Raw genomic sequence first — 24070 nt, forward strand, 5'->3', positions numbered from 1 at the left:
AGTTCCGATGGCTATCAGCATGACAGAAGCTGCCGCTAACCACGTGCGTCGTTCCCTCGACGGGCGCGGCAAGGGTGATGGCATTCGTCTTGGGGTTCGCACCACAGGCTGTTCAGGTCTTGCCTATGTGCTTGAGTTCGTCGATGAGGCGGGCGCCGAGGACACCGTGTACGAGCTGCATGGCGTCAAGGTGATTATCGACCCGAAAAGCCTGGTCTACCTCGACGGCACCGAACTCGATTTCGTCCGTGAAGGTTTGAACGAAGGCTTCAAGTTCAATAACCCCAACTCGCGCGGTGAGTGCGGCTGTGGCGAAAGCTTCAACGTCTGAGGCTTTTTATCCGTGGGTACTCCTTGTCACTTTGCCCTGTTCGATCTCAAGCCCGAATTTCGTCTTGATCTCGACCAGTTGGCGACGCGCTATCGTGAGCTGGCGCGCAGCGTACATCCAGACCGTTTTGCTGACGCCGACGAGCGTGAGCAGCGTCTGGCGCTTGAGCATTCCGCCCGCCTCAACGAGGCCTATCAGACCCTCAAGAGCGCCCCGAAACGAGCGCGTTACCTGTTGGTCATGAAAGGCGACGAGGTGCCGCTGGAAGTCACTGTCCACGATCCCGATTTTCTTCTGCAGCAGATGCAATGGCGCGAAGAGTTGGAAGATCTGCAGGACGAGGCCGATCTGGCGGGGGTCGCGGTCTTCAAGCGCCGTCTCAAAAGCGCTCAGGATGAACTGAACGAAAGCTTCGCCGCCTGTTGGGACGATGCTGCACAACGCGAGCACGCCGAACGGCTGATGCGGCGTATGCAGTTCCTCGACAAGCTTTCCTACGAAGTGCGCCAGCTGGAAGAGCGCCTCGACGATTAACCCCGTGCCGCCCTGGCCGCACGCCTGTGATTATTCAGAAAAGCATGGCCTTACTGCAGATCGCTGAACCCGGGCAAAGTCCTAAACCGCACCAGCGTCGTCTGGCTGTCGGTATTGACCTGGGCACTACCAATTCGCTGGTGGCTGCATTGCGCAGCGGCCTTTCCGAACCGCTGGCCGATGCCGACGGGCAGATCATTCTGCCGTCTGCGGTGCGTTATCACGCCGATCGTGTCGAGGTCGGGCTGTCGGCCAAGGCGGCCGCCTCTGTCGATCCGTTCAATACCGTGCTGTCGGTCAAACGCCTCATGGGGCGCGGCCTGAGCGACGTGAAGCAACTGGGCGAGCAATTGCCCTACCGCTTTGTCGAGGGTGAGTCGCACATGCCGTTCATCGACACTGTTCAGGGGCCGAAAAGCCCGGTGGAAGTGTCGGCGGATATTCTCAAGGTGCTGCGTCAGCGTGCCGAAGCTACCCTGGGTGGCGATCTGGTCGGAGCGGTCATTACCGTGCCGGCCTATTTCGACGATGCCCAGCGTCAGGCCACCAAGGATGCCGCCAGACTGGCCGGCCTCAATGTGTTGCGCCTGCTCAACGAACCGACGGCTGCTGCGGTGGCCTATGGTCTGGACCAGAAAGCCGAAGGCGTGGTCGCCATTTATGACCTGGGCGGCGGCACGTTCGACATTTCCATTCTGCGCCTGACCGGTGGTGTTTTCGAGGTGCTGGCCACCGGTGGTGATACTGCATTGGGTGGCGATGATTTCGATCACGCGATTGCCAGCTGGATTGTCGCCGATGCCGGTCTGTCGGCCAGTCTCGATCCTGCCGAGCAGCGCAGCTTGTTGCAGGCCGCCTGCGCGGCGAAAGAAGCCCTGACCGATGCCGAGTCGGTAGACGTCGCTTATGGCGACTGGCGTGGCGTTCTGACTCGCGAGGCTTTCAACACCCTGATCGAGCCGATGGTTGCCCGCAGCCTCAAGGCGTGCCGCCGTGCGGTGCGCGACTCGAATATCGAGCTTGAAGAAGTCGAGGCCGTGGTCATGGTCGGCGGTTCGACCCGCGTGCCGCGCGTTCGCGAGGCGGTAGCCGAACTGTTCGGTCGCCAGCCGCTGACCCAGATCGACCCCGATCAGGTGGTCGCCATCGGCGCTGCGGTCCAGGCCGATACCCTGGCCGGCAACAAGACGGATGGCGAAGCTCTGTTGCTGCTGGACGTGATTCCGCTTTCCCTTGGGCTTGAAACCATGGGCGGCCTGATGGAGAAGGTGATTCCGCGCAACACCACCATTCCCGTGGCTCGCGCTCAGGATTTCACCACCTACAAGGATGGCCAGTCGGCCATGATGATTCATGTACTGCAGGGCGAGCGTGAGCTGATCAGCGATTGCCGTTCCCTGGCACGCTTCGAGCTGCGCGGCATTCCGCCGATGGTGGCCGGTGCGGCGAAGATTCGCGTCACCTTCCAGGTGGATGCCGATGGCCTGCTCAGCGTGTCGGCCCGTGAACTGGGCTCGGGGATCGAGTCGAGCATTCAGGTCAAGCCGTCCTATGGTCTGACCGACGGCGAGATCGCTCGCATGCTCAAGGATTCGTTCGAGTACGCCGGTGACGACAAGGTCGCCCGGGTGCTGCGTGAACAGCAGGTCGATGCCCAGCGCCTTGTCGAGGCGGTCGAAGCGGCGCTTGAGGCCGATGGCGATCGTCTGCTCGATGCCGAAGAGCGGATGGTGATCGACCTGCAACTGACAGAATTGCGTGAATTGATGCAAGGCACCGATGGCCCGGCCATCGAGCAGCAGACCCGGCGTCTGTCGCAGGTGACCGATGCATTTGCTGCCCGACGCATGAATTCGACGGTGAAAGCCGCACTCGCGGGGCGCAACCTGAATGATATTGAGGAATAACTGATGCCGCAGGTGATTTTTCTGCCCCATGCCGAGCATTGCCCGGATGGGTTGGTTGTAGAAGTGGAGCCCGGTACGTCTATTCTTGACATCGCTCACGATAACCATATCGAGATCGAGAGCGCGTGCGGCGGTGTCTGTGCCTGCACGACGTGCCACTGCATCATTCGCGAGGGTTTCAATTCGCTGAACGAGGCGGATGAGCTGGAAGAGGATATGCTGGACAAGGCCTGGGGGCTGGAAGCGCAGTCGCGCCTGTCCTGTCAGGCAATCGTCGGAAATGAAGACCTGACCGTTGAAATTCCGAAGTATTCGCTCAACCATGCTGCCGAAGCGCCGCATTGATCTAAGGAACGCTCATGAGTCTCAAATGGGTCGATGTGCTGGAAATCGCGATTCAGTTGTCTGAAACCAGACCTGATGTCGATCCGCGCTATGTGAATTTCGTCGATCTTCGCAACTGGGTAGCCGCGCTGCCAGAGTTCGACGATGAGCTCAATCGTGGCGGGGAAAAGGTCCTGGAGGCCATTCAGGCGGCCTGGATCGAAGAAGCTGACTGAACCTGTAACGCAAGCAGTTAGGCAATACACCAGAACCCGCGTATAATTCGCGGGTTTAATTTTTCGCTTTAATCATTGTTTCTGGAGTTCCACATGGCTGTTCAACGTACTTTCTCCATCATCAAGCCTGACGCCGTTGCTAAAAACGTAATCGGCGAGATCACCACTCGTTTCGAAAAAGCCGGTCTGCGCGTCGTTGCTTCCAAGCTGAAGCAACTGTCCAAGGCTGAAGCTGAAGGTTTCTACGCTGAGCACAAAGAGCGTGGCTTCTTCGGTGACCTGGTTGCTTTCATGATCTCCGGTCCTGTCGTTGTTCAGGTTCTGGAAGGCGAGAACGCCATCGCTCTGAACCGTGAGCTGATGGGCGCTACCAACCCTAAAGAAGCTGCTGCCGGTACCATCCGTGCCGACTTCGCCGAGTCCATCGACGCCAACGCCGTTCACGGTTCGGACTCCGAAGCCGCTGCCGCTCGCGAAATCTCGTACTTCTTCGCAGCTACCGAGGTAACCACTCGCTAAGTCTTTCTGACCAACGAGTGAAGGGTGAATTCATGATTGCATCGACTGGTAAAACCAACCTCCTGGGCCTGACTCAGCAGGAAATGGAAAAATTCTTCGACTCTATCGGGGAGAAGCGCTTCCGTGCCGGTCAGGTCATGAAGTGGATTCACCACTTTGGCGTCGATGATTTCGACGCCATGACCAACGTCAGCAAGGCATTGCGCGAGAAGCTCAAGGCTTGTGCCGAGATACGTGGTCCTGAAGTCGTCAGCGAGGACATCTCCAGCGATGGCACCCGTAAGTGGGTGGTGCGCGTAGAGTCCGGCAGCTGCGTCGAAACCGTTTTCATCCCCCAGGGCAAGCGCGGCACCTTGTGTGTTTCGTCCCAGGCGGGCTGTGCCCTGGATTGCAGTTTCTGCTCCACCGGCAAACAAGGCTTCAACAGCAACCTGACCGCCGCCGAAGTCATCGGCCAGGTCTGGATTGCCAACAAATCCTTTGGCAGTGTCCCGGCAACCGTCGACCGTGCCATCACCAACGTGGTGATGATGGGCATGGGTGAGCCACTGCTGAACTTCGACAATGTCATTGCCGCCATGCATCTGATGATGGATGACCTGGGGTATGGCATTTCCAAGCGCCGCGTGACCCTGTCCACGTCCGGCGTGGTCCCGATGATCGATGAGCTGGCCAAGCACATCGACGTCTCGCTGGCCCTGTCGCTGCATGCGCCCAACGACGCACTGCGCAACCAGCTGGTGCCGCTGAACAAGAAGTACCCCCTGAGCGTCCTGCTCGATTCCTGCCGCCGCTACATGTCCAGCCTGGGCGAGAAGCGCGTGCTGACGGTCGAGTACACCCTGCTCAAGGACGTCAACGACAAGGTCGAGCACGCCATCGAGATGATCGAGCTGCTCAAGGACACGCCTTGCAAGATCAACCTGATCCCGTTCAACCCGTTCCCGCACTCCGGTTACGAGCGGCCGAGCAACAATGCGATCCGGCGTTTCCAGGACCTCTTGCATCAGGCCGGTTATAACGTCACTGTGCGCACCACCCGTGGCGAAGACATCGATGCTGCATGCGGCCAGCTGGTCGGGCAGGTCATGGACCGCACGCGGCGCAGTGAACGCTATATTGCCGTGCGTGAGCTCAATGCCGACGCCGATGTGGCTCCAAACGCCGGCGCTCGAAACTGACCGAGAGGGACTCCATGTCTGTGCGTGCCTTGCTGTTGTCATGCTTTGTTATGTTGCTGGTAGGGTGCGTTTCGACAGGGCATGTCGATCCACTCAAGACACCGCAGGGGCGTGAAGAGGCTCGCAAGGCGTATGTGCAGCTCGGTCTGGGTTATTTCCAGCAGGGTCAGACCGAACGCGCCAAGGTGCCGCTGAAAAAGGCACTGGAGCTCGACAACTCCGATCCTGAGGCCAATGCCGCGCTGGCGCTGGTGTTTCAGGCCGAGATGGAGCCCGAACTGGCCGACCAGCACTTTCGCAAGGCGTTATCTGCAAGCAACAACGATGCTCGCATCGTCAACAACTACGGCAGTTTCCTTTACGAGCAGAAGCGTTATCAGGAAGCTTACGAACGTTTCCAGCAGGCTGCCGCAGACACCCTGTATCCTGAGCGGTCCCGGGTCTTCGAAAGCCTGGGCATGACCGCCTTGAAGCTGAACAAGCGCGAGGAAGCTCGCGAGCATTTCACCAAGGCACTGCGTCTTGACCGTCAACAGCCACGTTCCTTGCTGGAAATGGCTGAGTTGTCTTACGAAGACGGGCATTATGTGCCGTCGCGTGACTACTACGACCGTTTCAGCCAGCTCAGCGAGCAGAATGCACGTAGCCTGCTGCTCGGCATTCGATTGGCCAAGGTCTATGACGACCGTAACAAGGCGGCCAGTTTTGGCCTGCAACTCAAAAGACTCTATCCCGGTACGCCGGAATATCAGCAATACCTGTCGGAGCAATGATGAAAGCGGCGCATCCCGAAGTTGTAGCAACCACTCGCTCTAACCCTGGTGAGACCTTGCGTCAGGCCCGTGAGAGCAAAAACTGGTCGCTGCCAGATGTGGCTTTGAGGCTGAATCTCACGGTGTCTTCCCTGACTCATCTTGAAAACGGGAATTTTGACAAACTGCCCGGGCACACCTTTGCCCGTGGGTACGTGCGCGCCTACGCCAAGCTGCTGGAGCTGGATCAGGCTGCGCTGGTCGAGCAGTTCGATCAGTACACCGGCACCGATGGCAAGGGCAGTTCTGTCCATGCGCTGGGCCGTATCGAAGAGCCAGTGCGTCTTTCCCATAACATCCTGCGTATCGTCAGTCTTTTACTGCTGATGGTGCTGGTAGGTGGCGGCTTTTTCTGGTGGCAGGACCAGACCTCCATGCGTGGCAAGGATCAGGCTGGCCTGAGCATGGAGCACGTCGAGGTCGAAAGCGCCGATGGCACCACCCAGATTCATCCACTGGACGAGTCCGAGGAGCAGGCCGCTGCCGAAAGCAGCAAGACTGGCAATGAAGCGCCACTGCCCCTGACGCCGAGCGCTCCGACCGAAGCTCCTGCCACTGCACCGGTAGCTCCCGCTCCGGTTGTGACTGCGCCGACTGCACCGACGCCAGCTCCTGCTGCACCAGCGCCTTCTGCACCTGCCGTTACCGCGACGCATACTCCGTCTGTCGCACCGGCTGCTCCTGCCGTGCCTTCAACTCCGGCCGAGCCCGTCGAATCTGCACCGATCCCTGCAGGCTCGGGCCAGATCAAGCTGCAATTCACTGCCGATTGCTGGACTCAGGTCACCGATGGCAATGGCAAGGTCTTGATGAGTGGTCTCAAGCGCAAGGGTGATAGTCTGGACGTCACTGGCAAGCCGCCTCTGACTCTGCGTCTTGGTTACGCCCGTGGTGCGCAAGTCAGTTATAACGGTGAGCCTGTAGACGTAGCTCCCTTTACCAGCGGCGAAACTGCTCGCCTGAAACTAGGGCAATAAGTCATGCACGGCGAATCTCCAATCAAGCGTCGCGAATCCCGCAAGATATGGGTCGGCTCCGTTCCGGTCGGCGGTGATGCGCCGATCGCGGTCCAGAGCATGACCAACAGCGACACCAACGATGTTGCGGCCACCGTTGCCCAGATCAACCGTCTCGAGGCGGCAGGTGTCGATATCGTGCGGGTTTCGGTTCCCGACATGGATGCGGCCGAAGCGTTCGGTCGTATCAAGCAACTGGTCAAGGTCCCGCTGGTCGCCGACATCCACTTCGACTACCGCATTGCCTTGCGCGTCGCCGAGCTGGGGGTCGACTGCTTGCGTATCAACCCCGGCAACATCGGTCGTGAGGACCGTGTACGCGCCGTGGTCGATGCCGCCCGTGATCGTGGTATCCCGATTCGTATCGGCGTCAACGCCGGTTCTCTGGAAAAAGACCTGCAAAAGAAATACGGCGAGCCCACGCCCGCCGCGCTGGTGGAGTCGGCCCTGCGCCATGTGGAACACCTGGATCGCCTGAACTTCCCGGACTTCAAGGTCAGCGTCAAGGCGTCGGACGTGTTCATGGCCGTCGAAGCCTATCGCCTGCTGGCCAAGCAGATTGTCCAGCCGCTGCACCTGGGGATCACCGAAGCGGGCGGATTGCGCTCAGGCACGGTGAAATCCGCTGTCGGCCTCGGTATGCTGCTTGCCGAAGGGATTGGCGATACTATCCGCATCTCGCTGGCCGCCGACCCGGTCGAAGAGGTGAAAGTCGGCTACGACATTCTCAAGTCCTTGCACCTGCGTTCCCGTGGCATCAACTTCATCGCCTGCCCGAGCTGCTCGCGGCAGAACTTCGATGTGGTCAAGACCATGAACGAGCTGGAAGGGCGCCTGGAAGATCTGCTGGTGCCGCTGGACGTTGCGGTCATCGGATGTGTGGTCAACGGTCCCGGCGAAGCCAAGGAGGCCCATATCGGTCTCACGGGCGGTACGCCGAACCTGATCTACATCGACGGCAAGCCTGCGCAGAAACTGACCAACGACAATCTCGTGAACGAGCTTGAACGCTTGATTCGCGAGAAAGCGGCCGAAAAAGCTGAAGCCGACGCATCGGTCATCGTGCGTGGCTAATCAAGATTGCTAAGGATTTTTTGTGAGTAAGTCTCTGCAAGCCATTCGTGGCATGAACGACATCCTGCCCGAGCAGACCCCGCTGTGGCGTCACTTTGAAGGCACTGTGGCGCGTTTGCTGGATAACTACGGTTACCGGCAGATCCGCATGCCTATCGTCGAGTTCACCGACCTGTTCAAGCGCTCCATCGGCGAAGTCACCGATATCGTCGAGAAAGAGATGTACACCTTTGCCGACCGCAACGGTGACTCCCTGACCCTGCGCCCCGAAGGCACGGCCGCCTGTGTACGTGCGGTACTCGAACACGGGATCACCGGTGGCGGTCAGGTGCAGAAACTGTGGTACATCGGCCCGATGTTCCGTCACGAGCGTCCTCAGAAAGGCCGTTATCGCCAGTTTCACCAGATCGGTGTCGAAGTCTTCAACCTCGACGGTCCCGATATCGATGCCGAGCTGATTGTCCTGACCTGGCGTCTGTGGGGCCTGCTGGGCATCCGCAACGCGGTCAAGCTCGAGCTCAACAGCCTGGGCACCAGCGAAGCCCGTGCGCGTTATCGCGATGCGCTGGTGGAGTTCCTGTCGGCGCGTCTGGAGCAACTGGACGAAGACAGCCAGCGTCGTCTCAAGACCAACCCGCTGCGGGTTCTGGACACCAAGCACCCGGACACCCAGGCCGTGCTGGTCGATGCGCCAAAGCTGGCGGATTACCTGGATGACGAGTCGCGTATCCACTTCGAAGGCCTCAAGGCGCGTCTGGATGCTGCCGGCATTCCCTACGTCATCAACCCCAAGCTGGTGCGTGGCCTGGATTACTACAGCAAGACCGTTTTCGAGTGGGTCACCGATCAACTGGGTGCCCAGGGAACCGTGTGTGCCGGTGGCCGTTACGACGGTCTGGTCGAGCAGATGGGCGGCAAGCCTACGGCGGGCGTCGGTTTCGCCATGGGTATCGAACGTCTGGTACTGCTGCTGGAAACCCTTGAAAAGGTTCCTGAAGAAATCTCGCGTCAGGTGGATGTCTACTTGTGCGCCTTCGGCGAAGCGGCCGAGCTTGCTGCACTGGCCCTTACCGAGCGTGTACGTGACCAGCTGCCGAATCTGCGCTTGCAGGTCAACGCCGGTGCTGGCAGCTTCAAGAGCCAGTTCAAGAAGGCCGACAAGAGCGGTGCGCTGTACGCGCTGATCCTTGGCGATGAAGAACTTGCCCGCCAGGAGATAGGCGTCAAGCCGCTGCGCGGTCAGGGCGAACAACAGAATATTGCCTGGGATGCTCTGTCCGAGCACCTGGCCTCCTGCGTCGTGCAGGGTTGAAGCTGATTAACAGCCGATTTAGCGAATAGGAGTATTGGGGTGTCGCGTACCGAAGATGAAGAGCTGGCGGTAATGAAGGACTGGTGGCAGCGCAACGGCAAACCCCTGGTAACTGGCGGTCTGCTGGCGTTGGTTGTGGTCTTTGGCTGGTATACATGGCAGAACTACAACAGCAAGCAGTCGCAAGGCGCTTCGATGCTTTATCAGCAACTGCTGGAAACTTCGCTGACGCCAAGCGGCGAGGCCGATACCGCCCGCGTTGCCGAAATCGCCGGCAAGCTCAAGAGCGAATTTGGTGGCACTGCCTATGCCCAGTTCGGTAGCCTGTTCGTCGCCAAGGTTGCGGTCGATGCCGGCAAGCTCGACGATGCCGCGGCAGAACTGAAAACCGTAGCCGACAAGCCGGCCAGCGCGACCCTGGGTGAAATCTCCCGTCAGCGTCTTGCCCGTGTACTGGCTGCGCAGAACAAGGCTGACGATGCACTCAAGCTGCTTGCTGGCGATGCCGACAAGGCGTTCCTGGCCAGCCGTGAAGAACTCAAGGGTGACCTGCTGGTGCAACTGGGTCGTACCGACGAGGCACATGCTGCATACCAAAAGGCCAAGTCCGCTCTGTCCGAGGACGCTGCGGTGGGTGGCCTGCAAATGAAGCTCGACGATCTGGCGAAAGGGGATGCGTGACGTGATTCGTTGGAAACATGCAGCATTGCTGGCTCTGGCCATTCTGGCCGCGGGTTGCAGCAGCAACAGTAAAAAGGAATTGCCTCCGGCCGAGCTGACCGACTTCAAGGAAGAAGTGGTCCTGCACAAGCAGTGGAGCCGTTCGATCGGTGACGGTCAGGGTAAAACCTACAACATGCTGGTTCCGGCTATCGATGGTGACCGGATCTACGCTTCGGACGTGACCGGGGTCATCATGTCTCTGGACCGCCTGAACGGTGACGTGATCTGGAAGAAAGATCTCGAACTGCCTGTTTCCGGTGCTGTCGGTGTGGCCTATGGTCTGGTCACCATCGGTACCGAGAAAGGCGAGATCGTTGCTCTGGACGCTTCTTCCGGTGAAGAAAAATGGCGTGCCCGTGTGACTAGCGAAGTGCTGGCTCCTCCTGCGAACAACGGCGATGTCGTTGTGGTTCAGACCCAGGATGACCGGGTGATCGGTCTGGATGCTGTTACAGGTTCCCAGCGCTGGATCTACGAAAGCACTCCTGCGGTACTGACCCTGCGTGGCACGGGCGCACCGCTTGTGACCAACCGTCTGGCGGTGGCCGGTCTTTCCACTGGCAAGGTGGTGGCGCTGGATATCAGCAACGGTGTGCCGGTCTGGGAGCAGCGCGTTGCCATTCCGCAAGGCCGTTCCGAGCTGGATCGCGTTGTCGACATCGACGGTGGCCTGCTGCTGTCGGGTGGCACCTTGTACGTAGCCAGTTATCAGGGCCGTGTTGCCGGTCTGGATCTGGAAAGCGGCCGTGTGCTCTGGCAGCGTGATGCTTCCAGCTACTCGGGTGTTGCCCAGGGCTTTGGCAGCGTTTACGTGACCCTGGCCTCCGGCACCGTCGAAGGTATCGACGAGCGTTCTTCCACTGCACTGTGGAGCAACGAATCGCTGGCTCGCCGTCAACTGGGCGCGCCGGAAGTGTTTTCCAGCTATGTAGCGGTTGGCGACCTGGAAGGTTATCTGCACCTGTTGAGCCAGGTAGATGGCCGTTTCGTAGGGCGTGAGCGTATCGACAGCGATGGTCTTCGTGCGCGTCCGCTGGTGGTTGGTGACATGATTTATGTGTTTGGTAACAGCGGCAAGCTGGAAGCCCTGACCATCAAGTGATGATTGTCCATGTCCGGGGCCATGGCCCCGGACGACCTTGCTTCGGCAAGGCTGCGGCGCCCGCGGGCGTTGCTCCGAACTCCGGCCGCTGCCCTGCAGCGGCTTTTGTATTTTCTGAAATAACGAAGTGGAGAGCCGCATGGTTCCCGTAATTGCCCTGGTGGGTCGACCGAACGTCGGCAAATCCACCATGTTCAACCGCCTGACCAGGACCCGCGACGCCATTGTCGGCGATCTGTCCGGTCTGACCCGTGATCGCCAATACGGAGAGGCGAAGTGGCAGGGGCGCTCTTATATTCTGATCGACACCGGTGGTATTTCCGGTGACGAGCATGGCATGGACGAAAAGATGGCCGAGCAGTCGCTGCTGGCTATCGAAGAAGCCGATGTCGTGCTGTTCCTGGTAGACGCCAAGGCGGGTTACACCGCGGCTGACCAGATGATCGGCGAGCACCTGCGCAAGCGCAACAAGCGTTCTTACGTGGTTGCCAACAAGATCGACAACATCGATGAAAACCTGGCGCGTGCCGAGTTCAGCCCGATGGGCCTGGGCGATGCGATCCCGGTGGCCGGTGCCCATGGCCGCGGCATCTCGCAGATGCTGGAAATCGCCCTGAAGGATTTCCCCAAGGATGAGGACGAGATCGAAGAAGGCGAGGCCGAGGACGTCGCCGAAGGCGAGGAAGCCAAGCGCATTCCTGGCCCGAGCGAAAAGGACGGCATCAAGATCGCGATCATCGGTCGTCCCAACGTCGGCAAGTCGACCCTGGTCAACCGCATGCTCGGTGAAGACCGGGTCATCGTCTATGACCAGCCGGGTACCACGCGCGACAGTATCTACATCCCGTTCGAACGCAACGAAGAGAAGTACACGCTGATCGACACCGCCGGTGTGCGCAAGCGCGGCAAGATCCACGAGGAAGTCGAGAAGTTCTCCGTGGTCAAGACGCTGCAGGCCATCAAGGACGCCAACGTGGTGATCTTCGTGATGGACGCCCGCGAGGGTGTGGTCGATCACGATCTCAACCTGCTGGGCTTCGCACTCGAAGCCGGTCGCGCCATCGTCATCGCACTGAACAAGTGGGATGGCATGACGCCGGGCGAGCGCGACTACGTGAAGACCGAGCTGGAGCGTCGGCTGTTCTTCGTCGACTTTGCCGATATTCACTTCATCTCTGCCTTGCACGGCACGGGTGTGGGCAACCTGTATCAGTCGGTGCAGAACTCCTTCAAGTCTGCGGTGACCCGCTGGCCGACCAGCCGCCTGACGCAGATCCTCGAAGATGCCGTCAGCGAGCACGCGCCGCCAATGGTCGGCAGCCGCCGTATCAAGCTGCGGTATGCCCACCTCGGTGGTGCCAACCCGCCACTGATCGTGATCCACGGTAACCAGGTCGAGAAAGTACCGAAGTCCTATGTCCGTTACCTGGAAAACACCTATCGCCGTGTTCTGAAACTGGTCGGTACGCCGATCCGTATCGAGTTCAAGGGCGGTGAGAACCCGTACGAAGGCAACAAGAACACGCTGACCGACCGCCAGGTCAACAAGAAGCGTCGTTTGATGTCGCACCACAAGAAGGCAGAGAAGAAGCGCCGCGACAAGCGCTGAGTCGTTCTCCGCAAAAGGCACCCTGCAGTCTGCACGGTGCCTTTTTTTATGCGCGCCCGATGGGCTATCCTGCCTGACCCGTGCCACCGTGATGCCGGGGGTATTGCAGGGAAGGGCCCTAATGATCGACAGCAAGTTGCCTAATGTTGGCACCACCATCTTCACCGTCATGTCCCAGCTCGCCGCCGAAACCGGCGCGATCAATCTGTCCCAGGGCTTTCCCGATTTCGACGGGCCACAGGCTCTGCGCGATGCCTTGAGCCTTCACGTCGCCCAGGGTCATAACCAGTATTCACCCATGACCGGCCTGCCAGCCCTGCGTCAGCAGGTTGCAGCCAAGATCGCCCGCAGTTACGGGCGCGAGGTCAATCCGGACAGCGAAGTCACCATCACGCCGGGCGCGACCCAGGCAATCTTCTGCGCTGTTCAGGCGGTCATTCGCCCCGGCGATGAAGTGATCGTTTTCGATCCTTGCTATGACAGCTATGAGCCTGCCGTGGAACTGGCCGGTGGCCGTTGCGTACATGTACAGCTCGGGCTGGAGGACTTCTCCATCGACTGGCAGAAGCTGGGCGATGCCTTGAGCCCGCGCACGCGCATGATCATCCTCAACAGCCCGCACAACCCCAGCGGTGCCCTGATCAGTCGTGCCGAGCTTGATCAACTGGCTGCCCACATTGCCAATCGCGACATCTATCTGGTCAGTGACGAGGTGTATGAGCATCTGGTATTCGATGGCGTGCGGCATGTCAGCGTACTGGCCCATGAAGAGTTGTATCAGCGTGCCTTTGTGGTCAGTTCGTTCGGCAAGACCTACCACGTGACCGGCTGGAAGACCGGTTATGTGGTTGCGCCACCGGCCTTGTCCGCCGAGCTGCGCAAGGTTCATCAGTACGTGAGCTTCTGTGGTGTCACGCCGTTGCAGTGGGCGTTGGCGGATTTCATGGCGGCGCATCCCGAGCATGTGGAAGAACTGCCAGCGTTCTATCAGGCCAAGCGTGACTTCTTCTGCGACCAGCTTGCTTCTTCGCGCTTCAGCTTCGAGCGGGTGGGTGGGACATATTTCCAGTTGGTGGATTACTCGCAGATCCGTCCGGATCTCAACGATGTCGACATGTCGTTGTGGATGACCCGTGAGCACGGGGTCGCCAGCATTCCGGTGTCGGTCTTCTATCAGAAACCGCCCGAAGGCCAGCGTCTGATACGCCTGTGCTTTGCCAAACGAGAGGAGACGTTGCGTCAGGCAGCGGAAAAACTATGCGCGATTTGAGTGAGTTGCCCGATCTGAAACTGGCAGTGATCCAGACCACTCTGGTCTGGCATGACCGGCAGGCCAATCTCGATCACTTCAACGCCTTGCTGGCGCCAGTGAAAGACGTGGATCTGGTGATCCTGCCGGAAATGTTCACCACCGGTTTCTCCATGGATTCCGAAACCCTGGCGGAGCCCGAGGGTGGCCCGACATCCGAATGGCTGCTGGAACAGTCCAAACGTATCCAGGCGGTGATCACCGGCAGCGTGATCATTCGTGATGCCGAGGGCAATCATCGCAACCGGCTGTTGTGGGCACGTCCTGATGGCGAGTTGCTGTATTACGACAAGCGTCACCTGTTCCGCATGGCCGGTGAGCATGAGCACTACAGCCCTGGCGAGCGTCAGGTGATGTTCGAGTTGAATGGCTGGCGCATTCGTCCGCTGATTTGCTATGACCTGCGCTTTCCGGTCTGGAGCCGCGATGCGCAGGATACCGATCTGCTGCTCTATACCGCGAACTGGCCAGGTGCACGTCGTCTGCACTGGAATCGCCTGTTGCCGGCCAGGGCCATTGAAAACCTGTGTTATGTCGCGGCGGTGAATCGGGTCGGCAGTGACGGGAAAGGCTTTGCATACACCGGCGATAGCCAGGTGCTGGATTTCGAGGGGGAAAGCCTCGTCGATATCGGAGACAGGGATGGGGTCTTTCAGGCAACCCTGAGCGCTGAGGCCTTGCGAAGCTATCGTGCGCGCTTCCCGGCCAATCTGGATGCAGACACATTCGAAATACAATAATTTATTAAAGTTGTATTCAGATGTGTCGATAACCACCCAATATAGCCAGGAGTTCGCCATGACTACCATCAATACCTCATCGCTCAGTGCTTATTCCAGTGCCTTGACGCTGACTGTCAAGAACAAGGAAACCGAAAAGGCGACTTCGACTGCAACCGACAGTACGCAAAAGACAGGCGTGAGCGTTTCGCTTGAGGGTGCCAAGGTAGCTGATGCTGCCAAGGCGGGTGGTGCAGGTGGTTCTTCCGGTGCTAGCGGGGCTGATCAAACCATCGAAAGGATCAAAGAGCAGATCAAGCAGGCTCAACAGCAACTGGTTCGGCAGCAGGCCCAACTGGCCGCCGCTCAGAACAGCAAAGGCTCGGAAGAGGAAAAGGCTGCACGTATTCTGGCCATCCAGGGAGAGATCGCCCAGACCTCTTCGACCATCCAGACTTTGCAGGGCACCTTGCTGGAGCTGACAACCAGCGGTGGCATCAAAACCACTGCCTGACAGCACAGCCAAAAAAAAGCCTCCATACGGAGGCTTTTTTATCGGTGTCGATCAGTGACGGTCATGAATTACTTCGTAGGAGGCAGCTTGCTGGCGACCTCAGCCATATCTTCCGCTTTCAGGCCTTTTCGCCAGCAAGCTGCTTCCTGCAGGTTTGTTGCTGAACTGCGTACTTACTCGTTCACATTCATGAATTTTTTGGCCCACTCGACATAATCTTCGGGTTGGGTGTAGGTGTGGGTCAGTTCTGTTGCGTTCATGTCGCTGGTGCTGCTCAGGATCTGACGCTGCTCTCTCAGGCAATCGTAGGTTGCCTTGATCGATGCGAAATAGGCCGCATGGCCATGTACACAGATCCTGACGCCCATCTCTGCCAGACGTTTGTTGTCGTGCAGCGCAGGGTTTCCGTAAGTGACCAGCATCAGGGGAATGGTCACGCCTTCCGTGATCTGCTCCAGGTGCTCGAAGTCGCGCACGCCCACGATGGTGATACCGTCGGCTCCTGCGCTCTGATACTGCTGAATCCGGCTGATGGCTTCCTGTACGGGAATGATCGCGGCATTGGTGCGGGCAAAGATCGACAATTCAGGATCGACGCGGGCTTCCAGCGCTGCGCGGATCTTGCCGACGCCTTCAGCGGTGGAGATCAGGTCGGTGGACTTGCGGCCAAACTGGGCAGGCAGCAGGGTGTCTTCGATGGTCAGAGCCGCAACGCCGGCACGCTCAAGCTCGATGACGGTGCGCATGACATTGAGTGCGTTGCCATAACCGTGGTCGGCATCCGCGATGAATGGAAGCTCTGCGACGCGACCGATACGGGTGGCCTGCTCAACGAATTCGCTCAGGGTGATCAGTGCGAAGTCGGGCGCTGCCAGGACTTGCAGGGACGCGACCGAGCCGCCGAGGATGCCCACTTCAAAGCCCAGGTCCGCAGCGATACGTGCCGACATTGGATCGAAGACCGAGGCTGTGTGGTAGCAGGAATCTGAAGAAGTGAGTGCGCGAAAGTTGCGGCGCAGATCTTGATGGGAAGCCTTGGGCATAATCGCTCCAAATATGATTGGATCAGCTCAGCGTACCGAGGCCGATGGTTTTTTCAATGCACGGTTGGTCTGCCCGTGCATTCTTTTCGTCCGGAAATCAATGCAATAGTCATCGTGGTTTTTAGGAAAGGGTGCAGCTTCAAACAGGCAAGTTGAATCTGGCGCCGGTAGCTGAAAAAGGTGCTATCAGCAGGCCAAATCCATTAAAGGCAGCATGCTACCACAGCATAAATGAAAAGATTATGCCGAATATGCGCATGGTTATGCGGATTCTGAAACGGGGGTTTTGGATCGAAAAGCCCGTGTTAGAGCCGGTTGGAGGATGACGAACGGGCGTCCGTCATCCTCGTCACTCAGACTCAGGCAGCCTTGGCTTGCGCCTGGCTCAGGGAGCGGTTCAGGGCACTGAACAGTGCACGGAAGCTGGCAGTGGTGATGTTCTCGTCGATACCCACACCATGCACGGCACGCTCACCGTTGACGCGCAGTTCGATGTAGGCAGCGGCCTTGGCCGTGGTGCCGGAGCCGATGGCGTGCTCGTTGTAGTCCATGATCTCCACGGTGATCGGCAGGCCGGCAACCAGGGCTTCCAGTGCGCCCTTGCCTTTGCCGCGCCAGTGCTGGGTCTCGCCGTCGACATGCACTTCTGCATCTACCGAGCTGTTGCCGTTTTCTTCCTGCAGCTTGTGGCTGATCAGGGCATAAGGCGTGTTGGCCTGCAGGTATTCGCGGCGCAGCAGCGAGTGGATCTGTTCGGCGGTCATTTCCAGGCCCAGACGGTCGGTCTCGCCTTGAACCACCTGGCTGAACTCGATCTGCATGCGACGTGGCAGGGAGATGCCGTATTCCTGTTCCAGCAGGTAGGTGATGCCGCCTTTGCCCGACTGGCTGTTGACGCGAATCACCGCCTCGTAGCTGCGACCGATATCGGCAGGGTCGATTGGCAGGTAAGGCACTTCCCACAGGGCGTCATCTTTCTGCTGGGCGAAGCCCTTGCGGATAGCGTCCTGGTGCGAGCCGGAGAATGCGGTGTGAACCAGATCGCCGACATAAGGAGCGCGCGGGTGGACCGGAATCTGGTTGCACTCTTCAACGACCTTGCGCACGCCGTCGATGTCCGAGAAATCCAGGCCCGGGTTGATGCCCTGGGTGTACAGGTTCAGCGCCACGGTCACCAGGTCCACGTTACCGGTACGCTCGCCGTTGCCGAACAGGCAGCCTTCGACACGATCTGCACCAGCCATCAGACCCAGCTCGGTGGCGGCAACGCCAGTACCACGGTCGTTGTGGGTGTGCAGGCTGATGATGACGCTGTCGCGACGGGTGATGTTGCGACCGAACCACTCGATCTGGTCGGCGTAGACGTTCGGGGTGGCGACTTCAACGGTGGCTGGCAGGTTGAGGATCACCTTGTTTTCGGGTGTCGGGTTCCAGACTTCGATCACGGCATCGCAGACTTCCTTGGCGAATTCCAGTTCGGTCGCGCTGAAAGTCTCTGGCGAGTATTCGAAAGTCCACTGGGTTTCCGGCTGCTGGGCGGCGTATTTGACGAACAGCTTGGCGGCGTTCACGGCGATTTCCTTCACGCCGGCCTTGTCCTGATTGAAGACGATACGGCGGAAGGAAGGGCTGGTGGCGTTGTACAGGTGAACGATGGCCTTTTTCGCGCCGCGCAGGGACTCGAAAGTACGGGCGATCAGATCTTCACGGGCCTGGGTCAGCACCTGAATGGTGGTGTCGTCCGGGATGTGGCCATCTTCGATCAGGGTGCGCACGAAGTCGAAGTCGGTTTGCGAAGCCGCCGGGAACGAGGCTTCGATTTCCTTGACGCCCACCTTGACCAGTGTGTTCCAGAAACGCAGCTTCTTGACCGAATCCATTGGCTCGATCAGCGATTGGTTACCGTCGCGCAAGTCGGAACTGCACCAGATCGGCACTTCGGTAATGGCTTTGGAAGGCCAGGTGCGGTCAGGCAGATCGATGGTCGGAAACGCGCGGTACTTCTTCGAGGGATCTTTGAGCATGGTCATGTGTTTAGTCCTTTGTACTGAATCGGCCGAAAAGAGGCGGCCAGCCATTGACGCGCAAGACAGGGGCGAGGCACCGCAATCTAGCCTGGCAGTCGTGAACTGACCAGGCACAGACACCGATGTTGGCGCAACAGAATGAGGGTTTGAGAGGCTTTCATGAAGCCAACCGTAACGATTGGGGTGAAAGTTGGCAAGTACCTGGAAAAAATTGAGATAAGTTCTCGATTTTTCAGTTATGACGAGCTTTTATGGCTGTTTAAGGGCGTTTATTGCTGGGTTATTGTTTGGGTTGAAGCAGGAGGGATTCTGTAGGAAGGCTTTCGCGAATGAATTCGCTCTGTCCTCGTCAAGTGTTGTGGTGTCTCTGGTGCAGCGCTGGTAGTCGCCAGCAAGCTGCCTCCCTCAGTCCTCTGACGGACTTGCATCACTTGATACAGACAGAGCCAATGAATCGCGAAAGATGTTACGGCTGAAACGCTCCGATGAATATCGCCGGGTCGACCCGTGCATCGTTCAGGCTGACGTTCCAGTGCAGGTGCGGACCGGTGGCGCGGCCTGTGGAGCCGACCTTGCCCAGCAAGCCGCCCCGTGGCACCTGATCGCCGGTCTTCACGTCGATCTTCGACAGGTGGCAGAACATGCTGATAAAGCCCTGGCCGTGATCGACATAAACGGTGTTGCCATTGAAGAAGAAATTGCCGGTCAGGATGACCTTGCCAGCCGCCGGTGATTTGATCGGCGTGCCTGTCGGTACTGCGAAGTCCAGCCCTGAATGGGGATTGCGCTCTTCACCATTGAAGAAGCGGCGCACGCCAAACTTGCTCGACAGTGGGCCGTTGACCGGTTTGTCGAGGATCAGGTTACTCGGCGTGCCCGGGCTGAATACCGCATAACCGCCCAGCAGTTTCGGCGTTTCGCTGTTGATGCGCTTGGTGTCCTCGGGGTTCGGGTTGACCTGCCGCTTGTTCTGCAGAGTGATGTGCTGTTCCGGGTATTTCTTGCTGCCCACCGTAAAGCTCAGATTGCGTCCGCCCGATGACAGTTGTTGCGTGCCGGGTTTGATCGTCAGCGGCAGGCCGACAATCGCCAGCCAGCGAGTGCCTTGCTCTTTGACCACCAGCACCGGTTTGCCCTGGAAGGTGGCCTTGGGCGGCTGGTTGCTGGTGCCCAGGTCGACCACCGCGACGCCGCCGGGCACCGGTTTGTTGAGGGCTCGGGTGATGTAGCTGTCGGCATGGGCGGGAAGGCACAGGAGGAGGGCGAACAGCGGTGCGATAAAACGTAGCATCGATAGGTCAGTCCAGAAGAGAGAGGGTCACGGGCGTCAGGTGGTTGTCCTCGACGCGCACTTGCAATTCGCCTTCGCCCAGTCTGGCGGTGAGGCGCTGGCCGGGTTGGGTCTGGGCGGCATGGCGGATGGCGTGGCCGCGTTCGTCGAGCAGGATACTGTAGCCACGGCCCAATGTTGCCAGCGGACTTACCACATGAAGTGTCTGAATCTGGCTTTGCAGTTGTAGTTTGCGAGTCTTGATCTGCTCGCGCATGGCACGCGGCAGGCGTTCGGCCAGAACATTCAGCCGCTGGCGCAGGAAGGCCAGGGTGCGTCCCGGATGCTGGGCGGCGAGACGGCTTTCCATATGGGCCAGGCGTACCTGCTGCTTGTGCAGGCCTTGTTCGAAGGCGCGGCGCAGACGCATGTCCAGATCGTCCAGACGCTGGGCTTGCTGACGCAGGCGTTCGCCGGGATGGCGCAGGCGGCGGGAAATGCCATCCAGGCGCAAGCGCTCGCGCATCAGCTTATCGCGCATGCGGCTGATCAGGCGGCGATTGAGGTTTTCCACCCGGCGATGCAGGTCGCTGGAGTCCGGTGCCAGCAACTCCGCAGCAGCAGAGGGCGTAGGTGCCCGCACATCGGCCACGAAATCGCTGATCGACACATCGGTTTCATGGCCGACCGCACTGACAATCGGCGTCACGCAGGCATCGATGGCCCGGGCCACGGCTTCTTCGTTGAAACACCACAAGTCTTCCAGCGAGCCGCCGCCACGGGCGAGGATCAAGGCGTCGAAGCCTCGGGCGTCCGCCAGTCGGAGTGCCCGGACAATCTGCGCAATCGCTTCGCGGCCCTGCACGGCGGTGGGAATCAGGGTCAGTTCCACCTGTGGTGCGCGGCGGCGGAACACGCTGATGATGTCGCGTATCACCGCGCCCGTGGGGGAACTGATAATGCCGATGCGTTGCGGGTGCAGCGGCAGCGCGACCTTGCGCTCGGCACTGAACAGGCCTTCGTCGCTGAGCTTGGCCTTCAGGGCATCGAAAGCCAGCCGCAATGCGCCATCGCCTGCCGGCTCGACGGTATCGAGAATCAGTTGATAGTCGCCGCGCCCCTCGAACAACGAGACCTTGCCGCGAACCTTGACTTGCAAGCCATCCTTGAGCGCCTGCCGGACACGCGCCGCGCTTTGGCGGAACAGGGCGCAGCGCACTTGGGCACCGGAGTCCTTGAGCGTGAAATACACATGGCCGGAAGCCGGGCGCGACAGGTTGGATATCTCGCCCTCGACCCAGATGCTGCTGAACACATCTTCCAGCAACACCCTTGCACGGCCGTTGAGCTGGCTGACAGTGAGGACTTCCCGGTCCAGGCCGAGTCTTGCAAAGGGATCTTTAATCATGGCGGCATCATAAAGGGATTTGCCCGGCCACCACCACTGGCGGTTTCCGGGTGGCGCAGCTATATAAGCAGCGCGTGGTGATTTCAGGGAGAGTCGTGTGGCGGGCGAATGGTTCAACCAGTTGGGGTTTGCACCACTGGATCTGCTGTGGATCGAGCTCGCAGTGGTGGCGGCTTATGTCGTGTTTGGCGTTGCCGGTTTCGGTACGGCACTGGTTGCCGGGCCTGTCCTGATTCATTTCATGCCGCTGTCGCGGATCATTCCTCTGCTGGTGATGCTGGACTTCCTGGCGGCGTTCGGCAACCTGCTGCCTTCCCGGCAGTCGGTGGTCCGCGCGGAGTTGCTTCGTCTGCTGCCCTGCATGGCGGTGGGGTGCACTCTGGGTGTGCTGTTTCTGCTCAATCTCAAGTCCGATGTGTTGCTTCTGTTAATGGGGCTGTTCGTCACGGCCTACGCGCTTTACAGCTTGGCGGTCAAAGTGCGGCCCACTCAACTGGCGGCGGGCTGGGCGATTCCCATGGGTACGATCGGTGGCCTGTTCGGTGCCTTGTTTGGCAGTGGCGGCTTTCTCTACGCGATATATCTCAATAGTCGTCTGACTTCCAAGGAGCAGGCGCGAGCCACGCAAAGCGCCCTGATCAGTTGCAGCACCATCGTGCGCCTTGGGCTGTTCCTGCTGGCCGGGGTCTATGCCGAAATTCCGTTGCTGCTTCTGGCGGTCTGCCTGTTGCCTGCGATGTTGCTGGGTTCATGGATCGGCAGGTCACTGGTGACGAAACTGTCTCGTGAAACCTTTGTGCGACTGGTGACCTGGCTGGTGCTGGTCAGCGGTCTGGTGCTGATCGCTCGCTACATGGCCGGTTGAAAGGGGCGGGTGTCCGGGTTGAGCTGTTAAACTGCCGCCCTCGATCAGCTTTCAGCGATACATTGCCATGAACACCCAGAGCATCATCGTCCCGCAAATCTCCAGTTTTCCCGGACATGAGGCAAGGGCGCGCCTGATCCTGCGCTGGCTGGTCAAGCTCAATGTGGTCGAGCCGGAGCTGAGCACCTGCGGTCGGACCTACAACAAGATGGCCTATGCCATTGCGCCGGGTGCGAAAAGGGTGGTGCAGAACCCCGACGCCTTGCCGTTCGGGCAGGCGGTCAATGGGCTTGAAGTGATTACCAGACGCTGCATTTTCACGCCGCTGAACAACTTTGCCGAAGAAGCCGGTTGCCCTGAATGCCGCCAGGAAATCGGTGAAGCGCTGTTCGATAGCCTGGAAGACTGGATGCCCGGTCATACCGACAATTTCATCTGCCCGGAATGTCGGCATGAAGACGATATCAACGGCTTCCTGTTTCTGGACGCCTGCGGTTTTTCCAACCTGGGTTTCATTTTCAATAACTGGCTCGATGCATCCTTCACGCAGGGCTTCCTCGACGACTTCGCCGAGCGCCTGGATCGCCCGGTTTCCTTCGTCAAAGTCCGACTATAAGTTCGTTTGATATTAGGCTGAGGTTTGCATTGAGCCTGCGCGGGTGTGTAGGTATAATGGCGCGCTTCCAATTTTCCCGCCCGGGAGCCCCCGCGATGCTGCGTATCAGTCAAGAAGCCCTAACATTCGACGACATTCTCCTTGTGCCCGGTTATTCCGAGGTACTTCCCAACGAAGTCAGTCTGAAAACCCGTTTGACCCGTGGCATTGAACTGAATATCCCTTTGGTTTCCGCTGCAATGGATACTGTCACTGAAGCCCGTCTGGCCATTGCCATGGCTCAGGAAGGCGGTATCGGTATCATCCACAAGAACATGACCATCGAACAACAGGCTGCTGAAGTTCGCAAGGTCAAGAAGTTCGAGGCCGGTGTCGTCAAGGACCCGATCACCATCGAGGCCGATGCCACGGTACGTGATCTGTTCGAACTGACCCGCCTGCACAACATCTCCGGCGTACCTGTCCTGCATGATGGCGATCTGGTCGGCATCGTGACTTCCCGCGACGTGCGCTTTGAAAATCGCCTGGATATCCCGGTTCGCGAAGTGATGACGCCCAAAGAGCGTCTGGTCACCGTACGCGAAGGCGCCGACAAGAACGAAGTGCGCGAGCTGCTGCACAAGCACCGTCTTGAAAAGGTTCTGATCGTCGATGCCAAGTTCATGCTCAAGGGCATGATGACCGTCAAGGACATCGAAAAGGCCAAGGCCTACCCGCTGGCGAGCAAGGACGACCAGGGTCGTCTGCGTGTCGGCGCTGCGGTCGGTACTGGCAAGGACACTGGCGATCGCGTCTCGGCGCTGGTGGCTGCCGGTGTTGACGTGGTGGTTGTCGATACCGCCCACGGCCACTCCAAGGGCGTTATCGATCGCGTTCGCTGGGTCAAGGAAAACTTCCCTGAAGTGCAGGTCATCGGCGGCAACATCGCTACCGGCGAAGCGGCCAAGGCTCTGGCTGCTGCCGGCGCTGACGCGGTCAAGGTCGGTATCGGTCCTGGCTCGATCTGCACCACTCGTATCGTTGCAGGCGTTGGCGTGCCGCAGATCAGCGCTATCGCCAACGTTGCCGCTGCCCTTGAAGGCACTGGTGTTCCTCTGATCGCCGACGGCGGCATCCGTTTCTCGGGTGACCTGTCCAAGGCCATCGTCGCGGGCGCAAGCTGCGTGATGATGGGGTCGATGTTTGCCGGTACTGAAGAAGCACCGGGCGAAATCGAACTGTTCCAGGGCCGTTCCTACAAGGCTTATCGCGGCATGGGCTCGCTGGGTGCCATGTCCCAGGCTCAGGGTTCTTCGGACCGCTACTTCCAGGATTCGTCGGCGGGTGCCGAGAAGCTGGTACCGGAAGGCATCGAAGGCCGTGTGGCCTACAAGGGTTCGCTGGCAGCGATCATCCATCAATTGATGGGTGGCCTGCGTTCTTCCATGGGCTACACCGGTAGCGCCGATATCGAAGAAATGCGCACCAAGCCTGAGTTCGTCCGCATCACCGGCGCCGGTATGGCTGAATCCCACGTCCATGACGTGCAGATCACCAAGGAAGCACCGAACTATCGCGTCGGCTAAGACCGGCAGCGACAAGCCTCAAGCTACAAGCGGTAGTTGCGGTGACGCAACTAC

Annotated in this window: 24 protein-coding genes; 20 read left to right on the plus strand and 4 right to left on the minus strand. The window is 59.3% G+C overall.

From position 1 onward, the window contains the following. Nucleotides 1–7: 7 nt before the first annotated feature. From iscA to JSY17_RS08750, 17 genes are all read left to right on the plus strand, one after another. Nucleotides 8–331, plus strand: coding sequence for an iron-sulfur cluster assembly protein IscA (gene iscA / locus JSY17_RS08670; protein WP_117164480.1), 324 nt, complete (start codon nt 8–10; stop codon nt 329–331). Nucleotides 332–343: 12 nt separating this feature from the next. Further along, nucleotides 344–865 (plus strand): co-chaperone HscB, encoded by a 522-nt coding sequence (gene hscB / locus JSY17_RS08675; RefSeq protein WP_117182665.1) that lies wholly within the window; start codon nt 344–346, stop codon nt 863–865. Between the two features lie 44 nt (nt 866–909). After that, nucleotides 910–2772, plus strand: a complete 1863-nt coding sequence (hscA, locus tag JSY17_RS08680) for a Fe-S protein assembly chaperone HscA (RefSeq protein WP_206400760.1) — start codon at nt 910–912, stop codon at nt 2770–2772. A 3-nt stretch (nt 2773–2775) separates the two neighbouring features. After that, on the plus strand, nt 2776–3117 hold the full coding sequence (gene fdx / locus JSY17_RS08685) for an ISC system 2Fe-2S type ferredoxin (protein WP_117164483.1): 342 nt from the start codon (nt 2776–2778) through the stop codon (nt 3115–3117). Nucleotides 3118–3131: 14 nt separating this feature from the next. Continuing rightward, nucleotides 3132–3332, plus strand: a complete 201-nt coding sequence (gene iscX / locus JSY17_RS08690; RefSeq protein ID WP_117182667.1) for a Fe-S cluster assembly protein IscX — start codon at nt 3132–3134, stop codon at nt 3330–3332. Between the two features lie 93 nt (nt 3333–3425). Further along, entirely contained in the window at nt 3426–3851 is a 426-nt protein-coding gene (gene ndk / locus JSY17_RS08695) for a nucleoside-diphosphate kinase (protein WP_007964426.1), read from the plus strand. 32 nt (nt 3852–3883) lie between these two features. Next, on the plus strand, nt 3884–5032 hold the full coding sequence (gene rlmN, locus JSY17_RS08700) for a 23S rRNA (adenine(2503)-C(2))-methyltransferase RlmN (RefSeq protein ID WP_117182668.1): 1149 nt from the start codon (nt 3884–3886) through the stop codon (nt 5030–5032). Nucleotides 5033–5046: 14 nt separating this feature from the next. Next, nucleotides 5047–5805: a type IV pilus biogenesis/stability protein PilW gene (pilW, locus tag JSY17_RS08705; protein ID WP_117182669.1), complete on the plus strand. Its 759-nt coding sequence runs from the start codon at nt 5047–5049 to the stop codon at nt 5803–5805. Beyond that, on the plus strand, nt 5805–6821 hold the full coding sequence (locus tag JSY17_RS08710) for a RodZ domain-containing protein (protein ID WP_206400761.1): 1017 nt from the start codon (nt 5805–5807) through the stop codon (nt 6819–6821). The genes pilW and JSY17_RS08710 overlap by 1 nt, the downstream gene beginning before the upstream one ends. Before the next feature lie 3 nt (nt 6822–6824). Continuing rightward, a complete protein-coding gene (ispG, locus tag JSY17_RS08715; RefSeq protein WP_117164488.1) occupies nt 6825–7934 on the plus strand; it encodes a flavodoxin-dependent (E)-4-hydroxy-3-methylbut-2-enyl-diphosphate synthase in 1110 nt (369 codons plus the stop codon). Nucleotides 7935–7956: 22 nt separating this feature from the next. Further along, a complete protein-coding gene (hisS, locus tag JSY17_RS08720) occupies nt 7957–9246 on the plus strand; it encodes a histidine--tRNA ligase (RefSeq protein ID WP_200978163.1) in 1290 nt (429 codons plus the stop codon). A 39-nt stretch (nt 9247–9285) separates the two neighbouring features. Beyond that, complete coding sequence (locus JSY17_RS08725; RefSeq protein ID WP_117164490.1) at nt 9286–9927, plus strand: YfgM family protein; 642 nt, start codon at nt 9286–9288, stop codon at nt 9925–9927. Then, nucleotides 9920–11071 carry an outer membrane protein assembly factor BamB gene (gene bamB / locus JSY17_RS08730; RefSeq protein ID WP_117164491.1) on the plus strand — a complete coding sequence of 384 codons (1152 nt, stop codon included), beginning with the start codon at nt 9920–9922 and terminating at the stop codon, nt 11069–11071. The genes JSY17_RS08725 and bamB overlap by 8 nt, the downstream gene beginning before the upstream one ends. A 139-nt stretch (nt 11072–11210) precedes the next feature. Then, nucleotides 11211–12680: a ribosome biogenesis GTPase Der gene (gene der / locus JSY17_RS08735; RefSeq protein WP_200978164.1), complete on the plus strand. Its 1470-nt coding sequence runs from the start codon at nt 11211–11213 to the stop codon at nt 12678–12680. Nucleotides 12681–12801: 121 nt separating this feature from the next. Then, nucleotides 12802–13950: a pyridoxal phosphate-dependent aminotransferase gene (locus JSY17_RS08740; RefSeq protein WP_206400762.1), complete on the plus strand. Its 1149-nt coding sequence runs from the start codon at nt 12802–12804 to the stop codon at nt 13948–13950. Beyond that, complete coding sequence (locus JSY17_RS08745) at nt 13938–14729, plus strand: amidohydrolase (protein WP_206400763.1); 792 nt, start codon at nt 13938–13940, stop codon at nt 14727–14729. The genes JSY17_RS08740 and JSY17_RS08745 overlap by 13 nt, the downstream gene beginning before the upstream one ends. Before the next feature lie 58 nt (nt 14730–14787). Further along, the gene (locus tag JSY17_RS08750) at nt 14788–15222 is read left to right on the plus strand and encodes a hypothetical protein (RefSeq protein WP_206400764.1); all 435 of its coding nucleotides are present in this window, start codon (nt 14788–14790) and stop codon (nt 15220–15222) included. Between the two features lie 173 nt (nt 15223–15395). On the opposite strand, the gene JSY17_RS08755 is transcribed toward JSY17_RS08750, so the two are convergent. The 4 genes from JSY17_RS08755 to xseA all read right to left on the minus strand — a co-directional run bounded on the left by JSY17_RS08755 (nt 15396) and on the right by xseA (nt 20970). After that, complete coding sequence (locus JSY17_RS08755; RefSeq protein WP_117164496.1) at nt 15396–16265, minus strand: isocitrate lyase/PEP mutase family protein; 870 nt, start codon at nt 16263–16265, stop codon at nt 15396–15398. Between the two features lie 359 nt (nt 16266–16624). Continuing rightward, complete coding sequence (gene leuA, locus JSY17_RS08760) at nt 16625–18295, minus strand: 2-isopropylmalate synthase (RefSeq protein ID WP_117164497.1); 1671 nt, start codon at nt 18293–18295, stop codon at nt 16625–16627. 463 nt (nt 18296–18758) lie between these two features. Continuing rightward, nucleotides 18759–19583: a M23 family metallopeptidase gene (locus JSY17_RS08765; RefSeq protein ID WP_117164498.1), complete on the minus strand. Its 825-nt coding sequence runs from the start codon at nt 19581–19583 to the stop codon at nt 18759–18761. A gap of 7 nt (nt 19584–19590) precedes the next feature. After that, nucleotides 19591–20970, minus strand: a complete 1380-nt coding sequence (xseA, locus tag JSY17_RS08770; protein WP_206400765.1) for an exodeoxyribonuclease VII large subunit — start codon at nt 20968–20970, stop codon at nt 19591–19593. Nucleotides 20971–21067: 97 nt separating this feature from the next. On the opposite strand from xseA, the gene JSY17_RS08775 reads away from it, so the two are divergent. The 3 genes from JSY17_RS08775 to guaB all read left to right on the plus strand — a co-directional run bounded on the left by JSY17_RS08775 (nt 21068) and on the right by guaB (nt 24016). Continuing rightward, on the plus strand, nt 21068–21835 hold the full coding sequence (locus JSY17_RS08775) for a sulfite exporter TauE/SafE family protein (RefSeq protein ID WP_200999044.1): 768 nt from the start codon (nt 21068–21070) through the stop codon (nt 21833–21835). A 67-nt stretch (nt 21836–21902) separates the two neighbouring features. Beyond that, nucleotides 21903–22451, plus strand: coding sequence for a sugar ABC transporter ATPase (locus JSY17_RS08780; RefSeq protein ID WP_117186426.1), 549 nt, complete (start codon nt 21903–21905; stop codon nt 22449–22451). A 95-nt stretch (nt 22452–22546) separates the two neighbouring features. Further along, a complete protein-coding gene (guaB, locus tag JSY17_RS08785) occupies nt 22547–24016 on the plus strand; it encodes an IMP dehydrogenase (RefSeq protein ID WP_117164502.1) in 1470 nt (489 codons plus the stop codon). Nucleotides 24017–24070: the final 54 nt, after the last annotated feature.

Origin of the sequence: Pseudomonas capsici, assembly GCF_017165765.1 — a bacterium.
In the GTDB taxonomy this organism is placed as follows: Bacteria; Pseudomonadota; Gammaproteobacteria; order Pseudomonadales; family Pseudomonadaceae; genus Aquipseudomonas; species Aquipseudomonas capsici.

Coding starts and splice junctions, on each gene's coding strand:
- JSY17_RS08740 (WP_206400762.1), top strand. CDS start 12,802: ATGATCGACAGCAAGTTGCCTAATGTTGGCACCACCATCTTCACCGTC.
- JSY17_RS08765 (WP_117164498.1), bottom strand. CDS start 19,583: ATGCTACGTTTTATCGCACCGCTGTTCGCCCTCCTCCTGTGCCTTCCC.
- der (WP_200978164.1), top strand. CDS start 11,211: ATGGTTCCCGTAATTGCCCTGGTGGGTCGACCGAACGTCGGCAAATCC.
- bamB (WP_117164491.1), top strand. CDS start 9,920: ATGCGTGACGTGATTCGTTGGAAACATGCAGCATTGCTGGCTCTGGCC.
- JSY17_RS08750 (WP_206400764.1), top strand. CDS start 14,788: ATGACTACCATCAATACCTCATCGCTCAGTGCTTATTCCAGTGCCTTG.
- pilW (WP_117182669.1), top strand. CDS start 5,047: ATGTCTGTGCGTGCCTTGCTGTTGTCATGCTTTGTTATGTTGCTGGTA.
- JSY17_RS08755 (WP_117164496.1), bottom strand. CDS start 16,265: ATGCCCAAGGCTTCCCATCAAGATCTGCGCCGCAACTTTCGCGCACTC.
- guaB (WP_117164502.1), top strand. CDS start 22,547: ATGCTGCGTATCAGTCAAGAAGCCCTAACATTCGACGACATTCTCCTT.
- JSY17_RS08780 (WP_117186426.1), top strand. CDS start 21,903: ATGAACACCCAGAGCATCATCGTCCCGCAAATCTCCAGTTTTCCCGGA.
- JSY17_RS08710 (WP_206400761.1), top strand. CDS start 5,805: ATGAAAGCGGCGCATCCCGAAGTTGTAGCAACCACTCGCTCTAACCCT.
- leuA (WP_117164497.1), bottom strand. CDS start 18,295: ATGACCATGCTCAAAGATCCCTCGAAGAAGTACCGCGCGTTTCCGACC.
- iscA (WP_117164480.1), top strand. CDS start 8: ATGGCTATCAGCATGACAGAAGCTGCCGCTAACCACGTGCGTCGTTCC.
- iscX (WP_117182667.1), top strand. CDS start 3,132: ATGAGTCTCAAATGGGTCGATGTGCTGGAAATCGCGATTCAGTTGTCT.
- ndk (WP_007964426.1), top strand. CDS start 3,426: ATGGCTGTTCAACGTACTTTCTCCATCATCAAGCCTGACGCCGTTGCT.
- rlmN (WP_117182668.1), top strand. CDS start 3,884: ATGATTGCATCGACTGGTAAAACCAACCTCCTGGGCCTGACTCAGCAG.
- xseA (WP_206400765.1), bottom strand. CDS start 20,970: ATGATTAAAGATCCCTTTGCAAGACTCGGCCTGGACCGGGAAGTCCTC.
- fdx (WP_117164483.1), top strand. CDS start 2,776: ATGCCGCAGGTGATTTTTCTGCCCCATGCCGAGCATTGCCCGGATGGG.
- hscA (WP_206400760.1), top strand. CDS start 910: ATGGCCTTACTGCAGATCGCTGAACCCGGGCAAAGTCCTAAACCGCAC.
- JSY17_RS08745 (WP_206400763.1), top strand. CDS start 13,938: ATGCGCGATTTGAGTGAGTTGCCCGATCTGAAACTGGCAGTGATCCAG.
- ispG (WP_117164488.1), top strand. CDS start 6,825: ATGCACGGCGAATCTCCAATCAAGCGTCGCGAATCCCGCAAGATATGG.